Here is an 18,285-nt window from a genome sequence, read left to right on the forward strand (position 1 = left end):
CAGCCCACGTGATGTGTGCTGGGGCTTTTTGATGCGCGGACGGCAACGGCAGCCAAGACGAACCACACGCCAAAAAAAACACCCTGTGCAGGGTGCCTGCACAGGGTGTTGGGGGATTGCCTAGGCGGGGGTCAGAAGTCCCAGCGGGTCGACAGCATCACGTTGCGGGGGTCGCCGGAGTAAGACGAGGTGTAGAACCCGATGTTGGTGTAATAGCGTTTGTCGAACACGTTGTTGACGTTGATCGTGGCCGAGAGGTTTTTGCTGATCTGGTAGCGCGCCATCGCGTCCACCAGCCAGTACGGGTCTTGGGAAAACCGCTGGGTCACATCCTTGCCGCGGTTGTAGACATCCTGCCAGACCTCACCCTGCCAGCGCGCGCCGCCGCCGAGGGTCAGCTTGTCGAGGGCGCCGGTCAGCTTGTAGCTGGTATAGAAGTTCAACTGGTCCTGAGGCTCAAAGGTGGAGAATTTCTTGCCGTCGTCATCGCGGATCACCTTGTGGGTGTAGCCCGCCTGCACCTGCCAGCCTGGCGCCAATTCGCCGGAGATCTCGGCTTCATAGCCCTTGGTCTTGGCCTTGACTCCCATGTAGGCCCACTCGACGGGCGAGTTGGCCGGCATATTGTTGTTGTACTCGGTGTCTTCCTCGGCCCGATTCGATTCATGAATCTCGAAGTAGGCGAGGCTGGCGTTCAAGCGGCCGTCATAGAACTCGCCCTTCAGACCCAGCTCGTAGTTCTCGCCCTCGTCAGGCTCGACCATTTTGTTGTTGCGGTCGGGCCGCAGCATCTGCGGCATGAAGATCGAGGTGTAGCTTGCGTACACCGAGAAATTCTTGTTGAGGTCGTACACCATGCCGGCATAAGGGATGACCTTGCCGGTTTCCCGCGAGTCGTTGGTGCCGGTCAGCCGGTAGTCGGCCAGGCGCGAACCGAGCAACAGCGACAGGTCGTCGGTGAGGCTCAGGCGAGTCGAGAAGTAGACGGCCGCCTGGCGGGTGATGTCGTCTTTCTCGTGGGCCGGGCCCCATTGCGGTTCGAGGCTGTCACCGTCCCACTCATAGAGCGGGAAATTATTGCCGTCCCTGTAGGTCGCTTCGTAGCCGTAATAGTCGTTGCCTTGCCAGTGCGAGCGCGAGACCGAGGAACCGACGACCAGTTGATGCTCCCGTCCACCCAGGCTGAACGGCCCGGAGAGGTAGAAATCACCGTTGTTGCTGATGGTCTTGCCGGTGAACTTGGAGCCATAGACCGACGCCCGGTCGCTGGAATTCGGTATGGGCGATGCGTAACCCAGCGGCGCGTTGTAGCCATTGAGCTGGTTGCTGTAGTTGGCCTTGGCGACCCAGCCGTTATCCAGGGCGTGTTCCAGGGTGGCGAACACACTGCGGCTGTATTGCCCCCAGCTGCTCCATTTCGGGCCGTTGTTGTAGCCGCGGTTGAAGCTGATCTCGTTACCGTTGCCATCGAACAGGGAACGGCTGCCCGACCAGCTGGAGCCTTTCGGGTCGTTGTTCTGGTAGTCGGCGCCGACGGTCAGCAGGGTGTCGGGCGTCAGGTCGAATTCGAGGATGCCGTAGTAGACATCCGTCTTGCGTTCATAGTGGTCCATGAACGAATGGCGGTCCTGATGCACCGCCACGGCGCGCCCGCGCACGTTGCCGCTGTCGGTCAGCGGGCCGCTGACGTCCAGCTCCGAGCGGTAGTTGTCCCACGAGCCGGCACCCAGGCTGACATGGCCCTTGAACTCGGCAGTGGGTTTCTTGCGCACCAGGTTGATGGTACCGCCAGGGCCGCCTGCGCCGGTCATCAGGCCGGTAGTCCCCTTGAGCACTTCGACGCGGTCGTAGATCGCCATGTCGCTGAGGGTCTGGCCGGCCGAGTAGCCGTCGTTGCGCGTGGTCGGCACGCCGTCGTACTGGAAGTTCTGGATCGGGAATCCGCGTGCGTAGTAGTTGGTGCGCTCGCTGTCGAAGGTCGACACGGTGATGCCCGGTGTGTGACGCATCACGTCGTCAATGCCGTTGAGACCGAAGTCGTCCATGGTCTGGCGGGTGACCACGGAAATCGACTGGGGCGTTTCCCGCGGTGTCAGTACCATCTTGGTGGCAGTGGCGATGGTGCCCGGCGTATAGGAGCCGCTGTCCTCAGTGATGGTGCCGAGCTGGTTGGCGTTGATCTGGGTGGCCCCCAGCTCCACGGCGCCGGTGCCCGAGCTTGGCGCGTTGATGATCATCGAGCTGCCTTGCAGGCTGTAACTCACGCCTGTCCCCCCCAGGAGGCGCTCGATTGCCCGTACCGGGTCCATTTTGCCGCTGACCGCCGTGCTGTGTTTGTTCTGCACGGTTTCCGGGCTGTACAGGATTTGCAGGTTGGTCTGTTGACCGAATACCTGCAGCGCAGTACTCAGTGGTTGCGCCGGAATGTTCAATTCGAATTCTTCCGCCTGCACATAACCTGCTACGGGCAGGCTGATTGCCAGCGCCAGGGCGTTGGGCAGAACGTTGAATTTCAAAGCCCGCCGCATGGAAAGTGCGGTGCTCAATGGGCTGAGGGCAAGCCGTACGGGCATGGTGTGTTTCTCTTTTTAAGTGTTGGCAAATAGGTGGTTAATGCGGTTAATTCTCATTGCTGCATATGAGACGTTCCCACTCGCATAAACCGGAAAAATTTATGCGGGCTCCAGTTCTGCCACGACTTTCCCTGCGCTCAAGCGCACCAACTGATCGGCGATATCGAAATAACGATCGTCATGGCTGATCACGATGATGGTCTTGCCCAGGCGCTTGAGGTCCGGCAGCAGCTCGGTGTAGAAGACGCGGCGGAAGGCCGGGTCCTGGTCCGCGGCCCATTCGTCGAACACCAGTACCGGGCGTTCTTCCAGCCAGGCATTGACCAGTGCCAGGCGCTTGCGCTGGCCGGTGGAGAGGTCGGTGGTGCTGAACACCCCGTCCTTGACGCTGACCTTGTGCGCGATTTCCAGGCGTTCCAGGTATTTGGCGGCACTGTCCAGCGACTGGGTGGCGCTGCCCTGGACCAGGTCATCGAACAGGTAGTAGTCGGCGAATACCGTGGTGAACAACTGGCGGTAGTCGTCGCGTGCTGCAGCGGTCAGCGTTTCGCCGTTCAGGCGGATTTCGCCGGCCTGGGGCTGGTAGAGGCCGAGCAGCAGCTTGATCAGGGTGGTCTTGCCGCAGCCGTTTTCGCCGACGATAAATACGATATCGCCCTGCTTGATGCTCAGGTTGATCGGCCCCAGGTGAAACGGCTGGCTGCCTTCCACCGGCGGCGGGCTGTAGGTCACACCGCGCAGCTCAAGGCTGTTGACCATCGGAGTCGGGGCTTCGCTGCCGTCCATCAACAAGTGGGGCTCGGGGGACGAGAAGCGCTCGGACAGTTCGGTGATCCGCGCAAACGCAATGCGCGCCTTGCCGATGATCGGCAGGTAACCCACCACATGTTCCAGCGGGCCTTTCATGTACAGCAGCACCAGTACGAAGCCGGTGATCACCGCAGGGTCCGGGTTGGGGTTGTAGGCCTGCATCGCCAGGGCCAGGCCGATGACCACGAAGAACAGCATCGAGCCAAAGGTCTTGGCGACGATATAAATGTTCACCGAGCGCACCTGGATATCGCTGATGCGGTCGGCGGTCTCCTGGATGCGGTGGGTGTTCATGCGGTAGCGCCGTGGCCGGTGGATGCGCAGCTCCTTGGCACCCGAGGCGATCGCCGAATAATAGCGCTGCAGTTCGTCTTCCTGGTCGCGGGCTTCGTCGAAGCCACGGATGCCCTTGGCGCCGGCGATGAATTGCACGCTGCTGCCGATGATGATCGCCACGACCATCATCAGGAACATCGGCACCGACAGGTACGCCAGGTAGCCCAGGCAGCCCAGGGTCACGGTGGTCGCGATGGCCAGCGGGGTGAAGGCGAAGGAAAAATCGCTGATGGTGTCGACGTCATGGGTCAATACCGGAATCAGCCGGTGGGAGCGGTACTGTTCGATCTGCTCGATGGGCGCCGACAGCACCTTCTCGCCGAGGTCCTTGCGCAGCGCGGCAATGATGCGTTGGCCGACGTAGTTGGTGCCGATATCCGAGACAATCGAGCTGGTCAGCGCCAGCAGGCACAATGCGGCAAACGTCAGAATCACCCCGTGCGTCATGCCGGTGGCGGAGTGCAGGGCGTTATTGATGGTCGCCAGCAGCAACGTGATGGCCAGGCCGCCGGCCATGCCCAGGGCGACGGAGACCGTCACGATGGTGCGAAAAGGCCTGAGCAATGCGAGCAAACCCTTGAAGGCGCCGCGCTTGGGGTCGGTCATAAGTACTTCCCGGAAAGTGAATAGAGGGGGCTGGGCACACAGACCCTTACCCATGACAAACGAAGGATTGGCGCGACTATTTAGCTCGGCGTGCCCGGCGGTGACGGCGGCGGATAAATTGCCCGGCGCCTGGTTCGTTCTTGTTGGGTAGGCGCACGCGTATGGGCGCGTGCCTGATCTATCCAGCGAGAGCGAAACAATGACGAAAAAGAATCTGGTGTACGTGTGGTCCCTGCGCAATGCCGCCGCCGACAAGGCCGGGCAGCCTGTGGCCTACAAGGACCATGAGCGCTACATGAAGTCGGTGCTGGAGTTTCTGGTGGGGTCGCTCAACGACACGCCGCTGGGCGAGGCCTACAACCTGGTAGGCGTGGTGTACGACGATGACGAGCAGAACCCGCGTGACCAGCAGCTGGTCAGCGACTACGGCTTTGCCTACCAGCCGGGCCGCCAGTGGCTGTACCCGGCCGACCTGCGGGTGCAGGGGCGCCTGGTCAATGATTTGCTGCTGAGCGTGCCGTCCACCTACCGCCGCCTGCCACGCGGCAGTGCGGAACACATCGCCGGCAAGCAGGATTTCGAACGCCGCCTGCATGACACCCTGGTGGAGCTCAAGGCCGATATCGTGGTGCTCGATGGGCTGCTGGTAATCCTCGATGAACTGGTGCGCCCGGGTGCGCCGTTTGCGCGTCGGATCATGAACATTCATCCGGGGATTACCCGCATCGAGTCGCCGTACGAGCGCCGTGGCGCCTACGCCACCTGGAATGCGCTGTACGGCGCACGTGGGTTGACTGTCACGGACTGGGTCACCAAGGCCACCACCCCGTCCGAGCCGCTGTACCTGACGGGTGCGTCGTTCCACTACGTCGACAATGGCATCGACTCCGGCGAAGTGTTCCACGACGTGCTCAAGACCGAGATTGCGCCGGACGACACCATCCTCGAACTGCGCTGGAACAACTTCAACAACAGCCTGTTCCCGGCGTTGCATGAAGGGTTGGAGTTGTTGGCGCAGAAGGGTATCTAAAGCGAACACGGTGCCAACTGTGGGAGCGGGCTTGCTCGCAAAGGCGGTGTGTCAGTCGCTGAAGAGGGTGGCTGATCTACCGTCTTCGCGGGCAAGCCCGCCCCCACATTTGGGGATGTATTTCAAGGTTGGAGCCGAGTTGTGCCTTCAGCTCAAATGCTGGTGCAGCACCTCGGCCTCCAGCCCGAACACCGATCAAAACTGTGGGAGCGGGCTTGCTCGCGAAGGCGGTGTGCCAGTCGCTTAAGAGGGTGGCTGATTTACCGTCTTCGCGAGCAAGCCCGCTCCCACATTTGACATGTATTCCAAGGCTGGAATGGGGTTTGCCGCCCACCAATGCCAGTGCAGCACCTCGGCCGTCAGCCCAAACACCGATCAAAACTGTGGGAGCGGGCTTGCTCGCGAAAGCGGTGTGCCAGTCGCTGAAGAGGGTGGATGATCTACCGCCTTCGCGAGCAAGCCCGCTCCCACATTTTGGGGTGTATTTCAAGGTTGGAGCCGAGTTGTGCCTTCAGCTCAAATGCTGTGCAGCACCCCGAATCCCAGCCCAAACAGCGATCAAAACTGTGGGAGCGGGCTTGCTCGCGAAAGCGGTGTGGCAGTCGCTGAAGAGGGTGGCTGACCCACCGCCTTCGCGAGCAAGCCCGCTCCCACACGGGATCTCCTGTGTTGTCAGAGATCGCGCACTACCCGAAAACCGATCCAGTCTCCGCGCGTCTGCGGGAAAATGTTGTTGCGGTTGCCCGAGCGCGAGAACACTGGCGCCTCGCCCCAGTCATTGCCGCGAATCTGATAACCCTCGCAGTTCGGCTCCATCCATGCACTGCCATCGGTCGGCGCGCCGATGTAGTTGGGGTGCTCGCAGTCGGCAACTCGTTCGTATACGTTGCCGTGCATGTCGTACATGCCGAATGCATTCGGCGGGTAGCTGCCCACCGGCGAAGAATAGCTGTAGCCATCTGCCGGGCCGTAGGTGTTGGCGTGCTCGGCAATGCTGTAGCCCTTGCCTTCATCGAACGGGAAGGGGAATGGCCCGGTGGAGCCGGCGCGGGCAGCGTATTCACGCTGGGCTTCGCTGACCATGTGGTATTGATGGCCGGTCTTTTTCGATAGCCAGGCTACGTAGTGCTTGATGTCGTCCATGTCCATGCACACCGCCGGCTGGCGCGGGCCCTGCGGGTAGCGTGGCTTGCTGGCGATACATTCGCGGCCGGGGCGGGTGTCGCCATCGGCGATCTTCACGCCGGTCTGGCGGATATAGCTGTCCCATTCGCCGGCGGTGATATGGAAGCGGCTCATGGCGAACGGCTTGGCGAAGGTCACGTCGTGCATCGGGCCTTCATCCGGCTCGCGGCCGACTTCATCTTCCGGCGTGCCCATGGTGAAGGTGCCGGCGGGCAGCACCACCATTTCCGGGCAGTCCTTGCAGTCCTTGAATACTTTGCCGGGTTGCGGCGTGGCGGCCTGGGCCAGGTTGGGCAGCAGCGCGGCGCACAGGGCGGTGAGCGCCAGGGCGCCCAGGGGCTTGAGTCGGGATGGATTCATGTGGGCATCTCGTTCAAAGGAAAAAGGGCGGGCCTCAGGCCCGCTGGTTCAGCAGGGTCATGAAGCGCTGGATCTCTTCGCTGGAATTGAGCAGGCCCGGGGAGGTACGGATCACCGGGCCGACATCGCGGTCCACCGCGTCGATGACCACACGGTTTTTCATCATGTAGGCCGCCACGGCATCACTGTCCTGGCCCTTGACCCGGAAGAAGGTAAAGCCGGCCGACAGCTCGGGGCTGCGTGGGGTAACCAGTTCGATCTTCGGGTGCGTTAGCAATTGATCTTTCAATTCGGTGTTCAGCGCATGGATGCGCGCCTGCACCTGCGCCTTGCCCAGTTGCAAGTGCAGCTTGAAGGCCTCGTCCGCCGCCCAGCGATGCTCGAAGGCGTGGAAGCCGCCAGGGGTCATGATGGTGGCGAAGTCCTTGTCCTCGGAGAAGGTCGGCACCATCGGCGTCACGTACTTGTTCTCGGGGTCGTGGGCGCACACCAGGCCGGTGCCGCGCGGCCCGAACATCCACTTGTGGGTGCCGGCGATGAAGAAGTCGCAGTGCATGTCCGGGAAATCGAGGTTCTCCACGCCGAAGCCATGCACACCGTCGACGATATAGAGGATGCGGTCCTTGTCATCGCGCTCGCGGTTGTGTTCCTCGACCAGCTTGCCGATCTCACCGATGGGCAGCTTCACACCGCTGCCGGACTGTACCCAGGTCATGCCGAGCACGCGGGTGTTGGGGCGGATATTGCGTTGGATATTGCCCAGCACTTCATCGGCGGACACCCGGTGGGCATCGTCGAACAGGCGAATCTTGCGGACCTGGGTCTGTTCCTTGCGTACCCGGAAATCCAGGCTGAACTCGGTGGCGTAATGCTCGTGCACCGTGGTCAGGATCTCCTGGTCGGCGCGCACCTTGATCCCGCCATAGATCATCGCCAGGCCTTCGGAGGTGCTGCCGGTGAGGGCGATCTGCGCGGGCGTGGCCTTCAGGTAGCGGCCGGCCCATTCGCGGACCTGGCCTTCGCGCTTCCAGGTCTCCTGCAGGTCCCAGTCCATCGCCAGGCCCGGGTTGCGGTCGATCTGTGCGCGGTAACGTTCAATGGCCTCGCGCACCGGCCTGGGGTGTGAGGCGACGAGGAAGTTGGAAAAGTGCAGGTAGCTCGGGTCCTGGTTGAACAGTTGCTTGAATCCCGTCCATGGGTCGTTCGTGCTGTCGGCAGCCATTGCCTGGGGGAGCAGGGCGGTGCCCAGCGGCAGGCTCGCGGCGAAAACACCGGCCTGCTTGAGAAAAGTACGGCGGTCGGTCATGGACATACTTCTAGGTGATTAGCGGTTGGCCAAGGGTTTGGCAGCTTTTTGGACCTGGTCCCACACGCGCAGGAAGTTGCCTCCCCACAGCTTGGCGATATCGGCTTCGGAATACCCACGCTGAATCAGTTCGGCGGTGACGTTGCGCACTTCCCCGACGTTGTTCCAGCCCTGGATGCCGCCGCCATCGTTGAAGTCCGACGCCAGGCCGACGTGATCGATACCAATCTTGCGCACGGTGTAGTCGATGGCGTCACCCAGGTCCTTGAGGGTGGCCTTGGGCTCTTCGTCGAGGATCGCGTACAGCGCGCCGGCGTACTCGCCGAACTTGTGTTCGGGCCAGGCGGCGATGATCGCGTCACCCGGCATCAAGGCCACGGCGAGGTTGGGCAGCGGTGGCAGGTCGAAACGGGCGCGCAGGGCGTTGAGCTTGTCCTGGGTCGGCTGGCTCAGCGGGCGCAGGTAGGCGGAAAACCCGACAATCTGCACCACGCCGCCGCTCTGCTTGATCAGTTGCAGTTCCTTGTCGCTGAGGTTGCGCGGGATATCCACCGCCGCGCGTGGCGCCGAGTGCGATGCCACCATCGGCGTACGGCTCAACTGCGCCACCTGCTCCAGGGCCTTGGTCGACATCTGCGACACGTCGATGATCACGCCGAGGTCATTCAGGCGGTGCACCGCTTGCTTGCCGATGTCCGAGAGGCCGTCGAGGGCATCCACTGAGTCATTGAAAAACGGCAGCGGGCGCGACGAGTCGGACCAGGCGTTGTTGCCCACATAGCTGAAGCCGAACATGCGCATGCCGCGCGCAGCCCACAGGTCCAGCTGGTTGAGGTCGTTGCCCAGCGGGTAGGCGTTGAGCATGCTGATGAAGATCGCGAACTTGCCCTCGCCATGCAGGCGCCGGAAGTCGTCCGGGGTGTAGGCGATGCCGACCTGGTTGGGGTAGTCGCGGACCATGCCGCTGATGATTTTGTAGCGCACTTCCTGTTCATTGCGCGCGGCTTCGACAAAACCGTCGGTGGGTTTGTGCGGTGCGTTGGGGCCGTTCCAGATTTCCGGCCAGCCGAAGATCGTCAGGGCGGCACCGGACAGGCGGCCGCGTGCGGCCTTGGCCAGGTCGAACTGGCCACTGCCGTCCTTGTCGGCCTCGTTGCCGGCGGTGCCGAAATCCACCGGCACGGTGATATGGCTGTCGAACGACAGCAGCCGGTCCTGCATTTCATTGGCCTGCTTGATGACCTCCAGCGGATAGCCGGCATTGCCCTTGAACCAGTGATCCCAGACCAGGAAACCGGCCCCGGCACCAATGGCCAGTGCCAGCGGCAGGCCGATATACAGCGCCTTTTTCGAACGTGGTTTTGTCATTGCCATCTCAGTCAGTTGAGGCCTTCGCTATCAGGGAAGAACGAGTGATGGGCGCGCAAATTTAGGCGCCGCCGACAGCGCGGTAAATTTCCCCGGGCTGCAAACGTTCTAGCTCTGATAAAGCCGTTTCCTAAGGTAGACAATGACCATCTCTCGACGTGGGTTCATCGCCGGCCTGGCGCTCACCGGCGCCGCTGTGCCGGCGGCCTTTTATGCCCATCGCGAGCTGACGCGCGAAGAAGAATTCCCCATCACCCCCGGCGAGGCCACGGTGGCGCTGGCCGATACTGCCGGCCAGCACCTGGCCAACACCTTGCGTGGCGTGTGGAGCCTGCGCCTGGAAGGTCGCGACGCCGGCCTCAAGGGCCTGCCGTTGGAAGGCCTGGAACTGTTGCTCGACATCGCCCCGCGTGGCCGCGGCGTGCGTGGCTACCTGGACACTGCCGCCAACCTGCGCGCTGAAGGCGAGCCGCGCTATCGCGTACTCGGTGACCTGGTGAGCGGCGACAGCGCCTTGCTCTATTGGCGCCTGATCGACCGCGATTCCGCCGACGGCAGGCCCGCCTATGAATTCAAGATGACCCTCGACCAGGTCTGGGCGGACTTTGCCAACGCCGGCAGCAGCACCCTCAGCGGGCAGATCCTCGACCTGGATCGCCCGCTGGCATTGACCGAGCGCGACAACCGCTTCATTGCCCACAAACACTGGTTTCCCGAAGCGCGCCAACGCATCGGCCTCAACCCGACGCTGCTGGCCTGGCTCATCGCGCCCGAGCACCGCCTGTTCCATCAGCTGTGGCACGCCACCCGGGACCAGTGGCACAAGCTCTCCGAAGAAAAGCGCGAGGCCCTGCGCGGCATCGGCTGGCAACCCGGCCCACGGGGCAACGAGCGTGATGCGCGTGGCAAGCACAAGGACCGCAACGGCTCGGGCATCGACTTCTTCTTCATGCACCGGCACATGCTCGGCACCGCGCGCTCAATGCAGGATTTGCCCTCATGGCCGCAATTCCCCGCGCCGCAACCGCCCCTTGAGCGCGATCGCCTGGGCTTCCTGCGGTACTTCGACAACCACGATGGTTTCGCCCTGCCGCCCACCTGGTGGGCCGCGGATGACAGCGAATACACCCAGTGGGTCAGCGACATCAAGGCCGCCGAGACCTACCACGGCAATTTCCAGGTCTGGGAATCCCAGTACCGCGACCCGCGTTACCTGGCCAGGTTGAGCCTCGGCCAGTTGGGCTCGGAGATGGAGCTGGGCCTGCATGACTGGCTGCACATGCGCTGGGCCTCGGTACCCCGTGACCCTTCCAACGGTGCGCCCGTGCCCCTGGCCCGCGACCCGGCAGACTTCGCCCCGCGCTGGTATGCGGCGGAAAACGACTTCCTCGGCGACCCGTTTTCGTCCCACGTGAACCCGGTGTTCTGGCACTTCCACGGCTGGATCGACGACCGCATCGAAGACTGGTTTCGTGCCCATGAGCGCTTCAACCCCGGCGAGGTCAGCCGCATGCAGGTCAACGGCGTGGCCTGGTTTGCGCCGGGGCGCTGGGTCGAAGTCGCTGACCCGTGGCTGGGCCCGGACACCCATGGCTGCAGCACCACGCCGGGGTTGCAGATGGGCAAGTCGATGGAGATGGATCCGGAGACCATGAAGCTCGCGCTGCGCATCACCTTCGGTGCCGAGGACGATGCGCTGCTGGGTTTGTTCAAGCGCGTGCCGAAGCGGCCCTGGTATGCGCGGCATTTGAAGGTCAAGGCGCGCGAAGCCTGACCCTCGTCGCTGCCTGACACCGCGCCATCGCTGGCGCGCCTGCGCGTTAAAACCACACCGCTGCTCAGCCCGATCCCAGGGCTGGCGCCCTTGTCCCCGCTTCCCATGTCACCTCCCTGCGGTCAAATCCCTTAATTTCCCAACCCTGCCGGAAGCCTTCCAGGCCCCCGGCTGTGCCCGTGTTTCTTTCACCGGGCGCCCAGCACAGACGATTGCAAACGGCAGCTGAAAACGGACTTTCTTCTCCACCGTGACTTATCAGGCAGGTTACCTCCATGCAGTTCAGCGAATTATTGGCAGCGATTTCCACCCATGCGATCCGTCTGCAAAGGGAAGCAGACGACCTGATTGTCCTGGGTGACGATGAGGCATTGGATGACGCGCTGTGGGATCAATTGATCGCCCACAAACCCCGGTTGCTCGCGCTGGTGGCCGAGCATGGCGGTGACTGGCTGAGCCCGGCCTATCGGATCACGCCGGCCATGTTGCCGCTGGTCAGCCTCGACCAGGCGGCCATCGACCGGATCGTCGCGGCGATCCCCGGTGGTGCGGCGAATGTGCAGGACATCTACCCGCTGGCGCCGTTGCAGGAGGGCATGCTCTATCACCACCTGTCGGCGCAGCAGGGCGATCCGTATGTGCTGCACGCGCAGTTTGTATTCGACAGCCGTCCTCGCCTGCACGCGTTTGCCGAGGCGCTGCAATGGGTCATCGACCGCCACGATATTCTGCGTACGTCGATGGCCTGGGAGCGCCTCGACGAGCCGCTGCAAGTGGTGTGGCGCACGGCGACCCTGGCCTGTGAAGAAGCGCATTTCAGTGGGGGCGATGCGTTCGACCGTTTGCTGAACCGCTATGACGCGCGCACGTTCCGCCTCGACCTGGGCCAGGCGCCGCTGCTGCGCCTGGTATTTGCCGAGGACCCGACCCACCAGCGCGTGGTTGCCATGTTGCTGTTTCACCACACCATTCTCGACCACACCGCGCTGGATGTGATACGCGATGAAATCCAGTTGTACCTGGCGGGCCAGCAGGACCAGGCCACAGCGCCGGTGCCGTTTCGCAGCTATATCGCCCAGGTGCGCCACGGCGTGAGCGAGCAGGCCCATGAGCAGTTCTTCCGCGAGATGCTGGCGGATATCGAGGCGCCCACACTGCCGTTCGGCTTGCAGGATGTGCAGGGCGACGGCCAGGGTATCGACGAGGTACGCATCCCCGTCGACGCAGGCCTGGGCCTGCGCTTGCGCAGCCTGGCGCGGGCGCAGGGTGTGAGTGTGGCAAGCCTGCTGCACCTGGCGTTGGCGCGGGTCCTGGGCGTGGTGTCCGGGCGCGAGTCAGTGGTGTTCGGCACGGTGATGCTCGGCCGCATGGGTGCGGGAGAGGGCGGTGAACGGGCGCTGGGCATGTTCATCAATACCCTGCCACTGCGCGTGGACCTGGGCGCGCAGGGTGTGCGGGCCGGCGTCAAGGCCACCCATGCACGGCTGACCGCGTTGCTCCAGAATGAGCACGCGTCCCTGGCGCTGGCCCAGCGTTGCAGCGGCGTGGCCGCGCCGACGCCGTTGTTCAGCGCGATACTCAACTACCGGCACAGCGCTGCGGGTGATATGGCCGAGGTGATTGACGTCGCCGAGGGGATCCAGGTCCTTGGTGCCGAGGAACGCACCAACTACCCGCTGACGGTGAACGTGGACGATCTCGGCGAAGCGTTTGCACTGACGGTGATGGTCGCGGCGGCCATCGGCGCGCAGCGTGTGGCGGGCTACCTGCACACGGGGCTGGCGAGCCTGGCCGAAGCCTTGGAGCAACGACCGGAGATGCCGCTGAGCGGCCTGAACATCCTGCCTGACCCCGAACGCCATGCCCTGTTGCACACCCTCAACCACACCCCGCAGACCTTCGCCGACAGCGCGCTGATCCACCAGCAGGTCGAAGCCCACGCCGCCGCCCAGCCCGAAGCCATTGCCTTGCGCTTCGACAACCAACGCCTCAGCTATCGCCAGCTCAACGAACGTGCCAACCAGGTTGCCCATCGCTTGCTCGCCCAAGGCGTGCGCCCGGATGATCGGGTGGCGATCTGCGTGGAACGCGGTGTGGAGATGATCATCGGCCTGCTGGGCATCCTTAAGGCCGGCGCGGGCTATGTGCCGATCGATCCGGCCTATCCGCTTGAGCGCATCGCCTACACCCTGGCCGACAGCGACCCGGTGGCCGTGCTGGTGCAGGCCAACACCCGTCATCGGGTGGGCGACCGGGCGCAGATCGATCTCAACGGCCTGCGGGGCGAGTCCATCGTCAACCCGCGGATCACGCTGAGCCCGGCAAGCCTGGCCTATGTGATCTACACCTCCGGCTCCACGGGCCAGCCCAAGGGCGTGATGATCGAGCATCGCCAGGTCGCGCGGTTGTTCACCGCCACCGAACACTGGTTCGGCTTCAACCCCACCGACGTGTGGGCGCTGTTCCATTCCTTCGCGTTCGACTTCTCGGTGTGGGAAATCTGGGGCGCGCTGATGCATGGCGGGCAACTGCTGATCGTGCCGCAACGGGTCAGCCGCTCGCCGGACGAGTGCTACACGCTGCTCTGCGAAGCGGGGGTGAGCATTCTCAACCAGACCCCCAGCGCCTTCCGTCAACTGATCGCCGCCCAGGGCCAGAGCCCCCAGGCGCATTCCCTGCGCCAGGTGATTTTCGGCGGCGAGGCGCTGGAACCGGGGATGCTCAAGCCCTGGTATGCCCGTGCGATCAATGCCGGCACGCAATTGGTGAACATGTATGGCATCACCGAAACCACCGTGCACGTCACCTACCGTGCATTGCAGGCGGCGGATGCGCACCGGGTCGGCGCCAGCCCGATAGGTGTGCGCATTCCCGACCTGCAGCTGTATGTGTTGGACGAGCGCCGCGAGCCGCTGCCGTTCGGTGTGGTCGGTGAGCTGTACGTCGGCGGCGCCGGTGTGGCGCGCGGTTACCTGAACCGCGATGCGCTGACCGCCGAGCGCTTCCTGGTTGATCCGGCCACCGGCTTGCGTTTGTACAAGACCGGTGACCTCGGCCGAATGCTCGCCGACGGCAGCGTCGAATACCTGGGGCGTAACGATGACCAGGTGAAAATCCGCGGATTCCGCATCGAACTCGGCGAGATCCAGGCGCGCCTCGCCAGCGCTCCGGGCGTGCGTGACGCGGTGGTGATTGCCCGTGAAGACGAACCGGGTGACAAGCGCCTGGTGGCCTACGTGATCGCCGACGGCGCACCGAATATCGCGGATTTGCGCGACCACCTGCTGCTGAGTCTGGCCGAGCATATGGTGCCCAGCGCCTTCGTGTTGCTGGACCGTTTTACGCTGACCGCCAACGGCAAGCTCGACCGCAACGCCTTGCCCGTGCCCGATGCCACAGCCCTGGCGCGGCGGGGCTACCAGGCGCCCCGGGGCGCGGTGGAAAACGCCATCGCCGCGATCTGGCAGGACCTGCTCAAGCTCGAGCGCGTCGGCCGTGACGATAACTTTTTCGAACTGGGCGGCCATTCGCTGCTGGCGGTCAAGCTGATCGAGCGCATGCGCCAGGTCGAGCTGGGCGCCGACGTCCGCGTGCTGTTCGGCCAGCCGACCCTGGCGGCACTCGCTGCCGCAGTCGGCGGGCAGCAGCAGGTGCAGGTGCCGGCCAACCTGATCACGGCGGCCACGCAGCACATCACCCCGGACATGGTGCCGCTGGTGGAGCTGAGCCAGGCCGCCCTCGACCACATCATCCAGCGCGTGCCCGGCGGCATCAGCAATGTGCAGGACATCTACGGCCTGGCTCCGCTGCAGGCGGGCATTCTGTACCACCACCTGGCGACCCGCGAAGGCGATCCCTACGTGTTGCAGGTGCAGTTCGGCTTCAACGATCAAGCGGCGGTCGATGCCTTTATCCAGGCGCTGCACAGCGTGATCGAGCGCAATGACATCCTGCGCACCGCGATCCTCTGGGAAGGCCTCGACGAGCCGGTGCAAGTGGTGTGTCGCCAGGCGCCACTGGCGGTCGAGCGCATAGAGGGGCTGGGCGCCGATGCTTTGGCGCAGTTGCAACAGCGCTTCGACCCACGGCACTTCCGTCTCGATCTCACGCGCGCCTCGCTGATGCACTTCGCCTACTGCGCAGAACCGGGTCGCCTCGTCGGCATCCTGCTGCTGCACCACATCCTGCTCGACCACACCGCCCTGCAAGTGCTGGTACAAGAGATGAGCGCCAGCCTGTCCGGCAGCAGCGCGCAACTGCCGGAGGCCGTGCAGTACCGCAACTACGTGGCGCAGGCGCGCCTCGGGGTCAGCCAGGCGCAACACGAAGCGTTCTTCACTGAGATGCTCGGCGATATTGACGAACCGACCCTGGCCTTCGGTTTGCAGGATGTGAACCGCGACGGCAGCGGCATTCTCGAGGCACGCCTGCCGTTGGAACCGGCCTTGAACCTGGGCCTGCGTGAACAGGCGCGGCAACTCGGGGTGAGCACCGCAAGCCTGGTGCACCTGGCCTGGGCCCAGGTGTTGGGGCAGGTCTCGGGCCAGCAAGAGGTGGTGTTCGGCACGGTGCTGCTGGGCCGCATGCAAGGCGGCGCGGGCGCCGACCGCGCGCTGGGGATGTTCATCAACACCTTGCCGCTGCGGGTCAGCCTCGGCAACACCTTGGTGCTGGCCGGTGTGCGCGCCACCCATGCACGGCTCGCACACTTGCTCGGGCATGAGCACGCATCGTTGTCCCTGGCCCAGCGCTGCAGTGGCGTGCCGGGCTCACTGCCGTTGTTCAGCACCTTGCTCAACTACCGTCACAGCGCTGCGGACCAAGCGCCGGGGGATAACCCGTTTGCGGCCAGCGGCATCCAGATCCTCAGTTCCGAAGAGCGCAGCAACTACCCGCTGGTGCTCAATGTCGATGACCTCGGCAGCGGTTTTGCCCTGACGGTGCAAGGCGTAGCCAGCCTGGATGTGCAGCGAGTGGGCGACTACCTGCTGACCGCGCTGCGCCACCTGGTGAGTGCGTTGCAACAGGCGCCGACCACGCCGTTGCAGGCGGTGTCGATCATCCCGGCGGCAGAGCGCCACCAACTGCTGGTGGAATTCAACGCCACGACGCGCGCCTACCCGTCGCAATTGACCGTACACCAGTTGTTCGAAGCCCAGGTACTGGCACGTCCTGAAGCGGTGGCGGCGGTGCAGGGCAGTGTGTCCCTGAGCTACCGCGACCTCAATCGCCGCGCCAATCGCCTGGCCCACCACCTGATCACTCTGGGTGTACAGCCGGGGGAAAGCGTGGCCATCGCGCTGCCGCGCAGCATCGACTTGCTGATCTGCCAGCTGGCCATCCTCAAATGCGCGGCAGTCTATGTGCCGCTGGACATCAACGCGCCGGCCGAGCGCCAGGCGTTCATTGTGCAGGACAGCGGTGCGCACCGGGTGCTTGGCGATCTCGCCGAGCTGAATCTGGACGCGCAGTCGCCGCGCAATCCCGACCTGTTCCAGACAGCCCAGTGTGTGGCGTACATCCTCTACACGTCCGGCTCCACCGGCGCGCCCAAGGGCGTGCAAGTGCCGCACCGTGCGATCACGCGCCTGGTGCTCAACAATGGCTATGCCGACTTCAACGCCCGGGACCGCGTGGCGTTCGCCTCCAACCCGGCGTTCGACGCCAGCACCCTGGAAGTCTGGGCGCCGCTGCTCAATGGCGGTTGCGTGGTGGTGGTCGAGCCGGCAGAACTGTTGTCCCAGGCTGCGTTTGGCGCACTCTTGCAGGAGCAGGCCGTCAGCGTGTTGTGGATGACCGCCGGGCTGTTCCACCAGTATGCCGATGCGCTGATGCCGGTGTTCCGCCAGTTGCGTTACCTGATCGTCGGCGGCGATGTGCTTGACCCGCTGGTGATTGGCCGCGTGCTCGCGCACGGCAAACCGCAACACCTGCTCAACGGTTACGGCCCGACCGAGGCGACCACCTTTTCCACCACCTATGAGATCACAGCGCCGGGCGAGGGCAGTATTCCCATCGGCCGGCCGATCGCCAACGCCCAGGCCTATGTGCTGGATGCGCACCAGCACCTGCTCCCGCTGGGCGCGGTCGGCGAGCTGTATATCGGCGGCGCGGGCCTGGCCACGGGCTACGTGAACCAGCCGCACTTGACCGCCGAAAAATTTATCCCCAATCCCTTCGGCGAGGGCTTGCTGTACCGCACCGGTGACCTGGCGTGCTGGCGGGCCGACGGCATCCTGTTGTACCAGGGCCGCAATGACCTGCAAGTGAAGATCCGTGGTTATCGGATCGAACCCGGCGAAATCGAAACCTGCCTGGCGAGCTTCCCCGGTGTGAACGACGCCGTGGTCGTGGTGCGCGAAGATGCGCCCGGTGACAAGCGCCTGGTGGCCTACTACACCGCCGAGGCGGCGCTGGAGATCGAAGCGTTGCGGGCCCATCTGCAAGGCCGGTTGCCGGATTACATGGTGCCGTCGGCCTATGTCTGGCTGGCGCTGTTGCCGCTGACCGCCAACGGCAAGCTCGATCGCAAGGGTCTGCCGGTGCCCGACCACAGCGCGCTGCTCAGCCGTGGCTACGAGGCGCCGGAGGGCGCAGTGGAAACCCTGCTGGCGCAGATCTGGCAGGACGTGCTCAAGCTGGAGCGCGTGGGTCGCCATGATCATTTCTTCGAGCTGGGCGGGCATTCGTTGCTGGCAGTCAGTTTGATCGAGCGCATGCGCCAGGCCGGCCTCAGCGCGGACGTGCGCGTGCTGTTCAGCCAGCCGAGCCTGGCCGCGTTGGCGGCAGCGGTGGGCGAGGGGCGCGAAGTGCGGGTGCCGGCCAACGGCATTCCATTGGGGTGTACGCGTATCACCCCGTCGATGCTGAGCCTGGTGCAACTCGACCAGGATGCCATCGACCGTATCGTCGGCAGCGTGCCGGGGGCGCGGCCAAT

General features: G+C 64.0%; 7 protein-coding genes and 1 pseudogene. 3 read left to right on the plus strand and 5 right to left on the minus strand.

Annotated elements, in window-relative coordinates:
* Positions 1–131: 131 nt before the first annotated feature.
* Positions 132–2,573 carry a TonB-dependent siderophore receptor gene (locus JFU04_RS11295; RefSeq protein ID WP_201144096.1) on the minus strand — a complete coding sequence of 814 codons (2,442 nt, stop codon included), beginning with the start codon at positions 2,571–2,573 and terminating at the stop codon, positions 132–134.
* 99 nt (positions 2,574–2,672) lie between these two features.
* Positions 2,673–4,325, minus strand: coding sequence for a cyclic peptide export ABC transporter (locus tag JFU04_RS11300; protein ID WP_201144097.1), 1,653 nt, complete (start codon positions 4,323–4,325; stop codon positions 2,673–2,675).
* 199 nt (positions 4,326–4,524) lie between these two features.
* Here JFU04_RS11300 and JFU04_RS11305 point away from each other — a divergent pair, with 199 nt between their 5' ends.
* Positions 4,525–5,355, plus strand: coding sequence for a N(5)-hydroxyornithine transformylase PvdF (locus JFU04_RS11305; protein ID WP_106804291.1), 831 nt, complete (start codon positions 4,525–4,527; stop codon positions 5,353–5,355).
* Between the two features lie 672 nt (positions 5,356–6,027).
* Here JFU04_RS11305 and pvdO read toward each other — a convergent pair.
* The 3 genes from pvdO to pvdM are packed head-to-tail and all read right to left on the minus strand — an operon-like array spanning position 6,028 to position 9,574.
* The gene (gene pvdO / locus JFU04_RS11310) at positions 6,028–6,900 is read right to left on the minus strand and encodes a dihydropyoverdine dehydrogenase (protein WP_065910359.1); all 873 of its coding nucleotides are present in this window, start codon (positions 6,898–6,900) and stop codon (positions 6,028–6,030) included.
* Positions 6,901–6,934: 34 nt separating this feature from the next.
* Entirely contained in the window at positions 6,935–8,206 is a 1,272-nt protein-coding gene (pvdN, locus tag JFU04_RS11315; protein WP_201144098.1) for a pyoverdine-tailoring periplasmic protein PvdN, read from the minus strand.
* Positions 8,207–8,224: 18 nt separating this feature from the next.
* A complete protein-coding gene (gene pvdM / locus JFU04_RS11320) occupies positions 8,225–9,574 on the minus strand; it encodes a pyoverdine-tailoring dipeptidase-like protein PvdM (protein WP_201144099.1) in 1,350 nt (449 codons plus the stop codon).
* 142 nt (positions 9,575–9,716) lie between these two features.
* On the opposite strand from pvdM, the gene pvdP reads away from it, so the two are divergent.
* Together pvdP and JFU04_RS30625 are read left to right on the plus strand one after the other, a co-directional pair.
* Complete coding sequence (pvdP, locus tag JFU04_RS11325; protein ID WP_201144100.1) at positions 9,717–11,348, plus strand: pyoverdine maturation tyrosinase PvdP; 1,632 nt, start codon at positions 9,717–9,719, stop codon at positions 11,346–11,348.
* A 275-nt stretch (positions 11,349–11,623) separates the two neighbouring features.
* A pseudogene (locus JFU04_RS30625) lies at positions 11,624–18,148 on the plus strand (amino acid adenylation domain-containing protein); the annotation flags it as partial.
* Positions 18,149–18,285 lie beyond the last annotated feature (137 nt).

The organism is Pseudomonas sp. TH21 (genome assembly GCF_016651025.1).
Classification (GTDB): Bacteria; Pseudomonadota; Gammaproteobacteria; order Pseudomonadales; family Pseudomonadaceae; genus Aquipseudomonas; species Aquipseudomonas aylmerensis.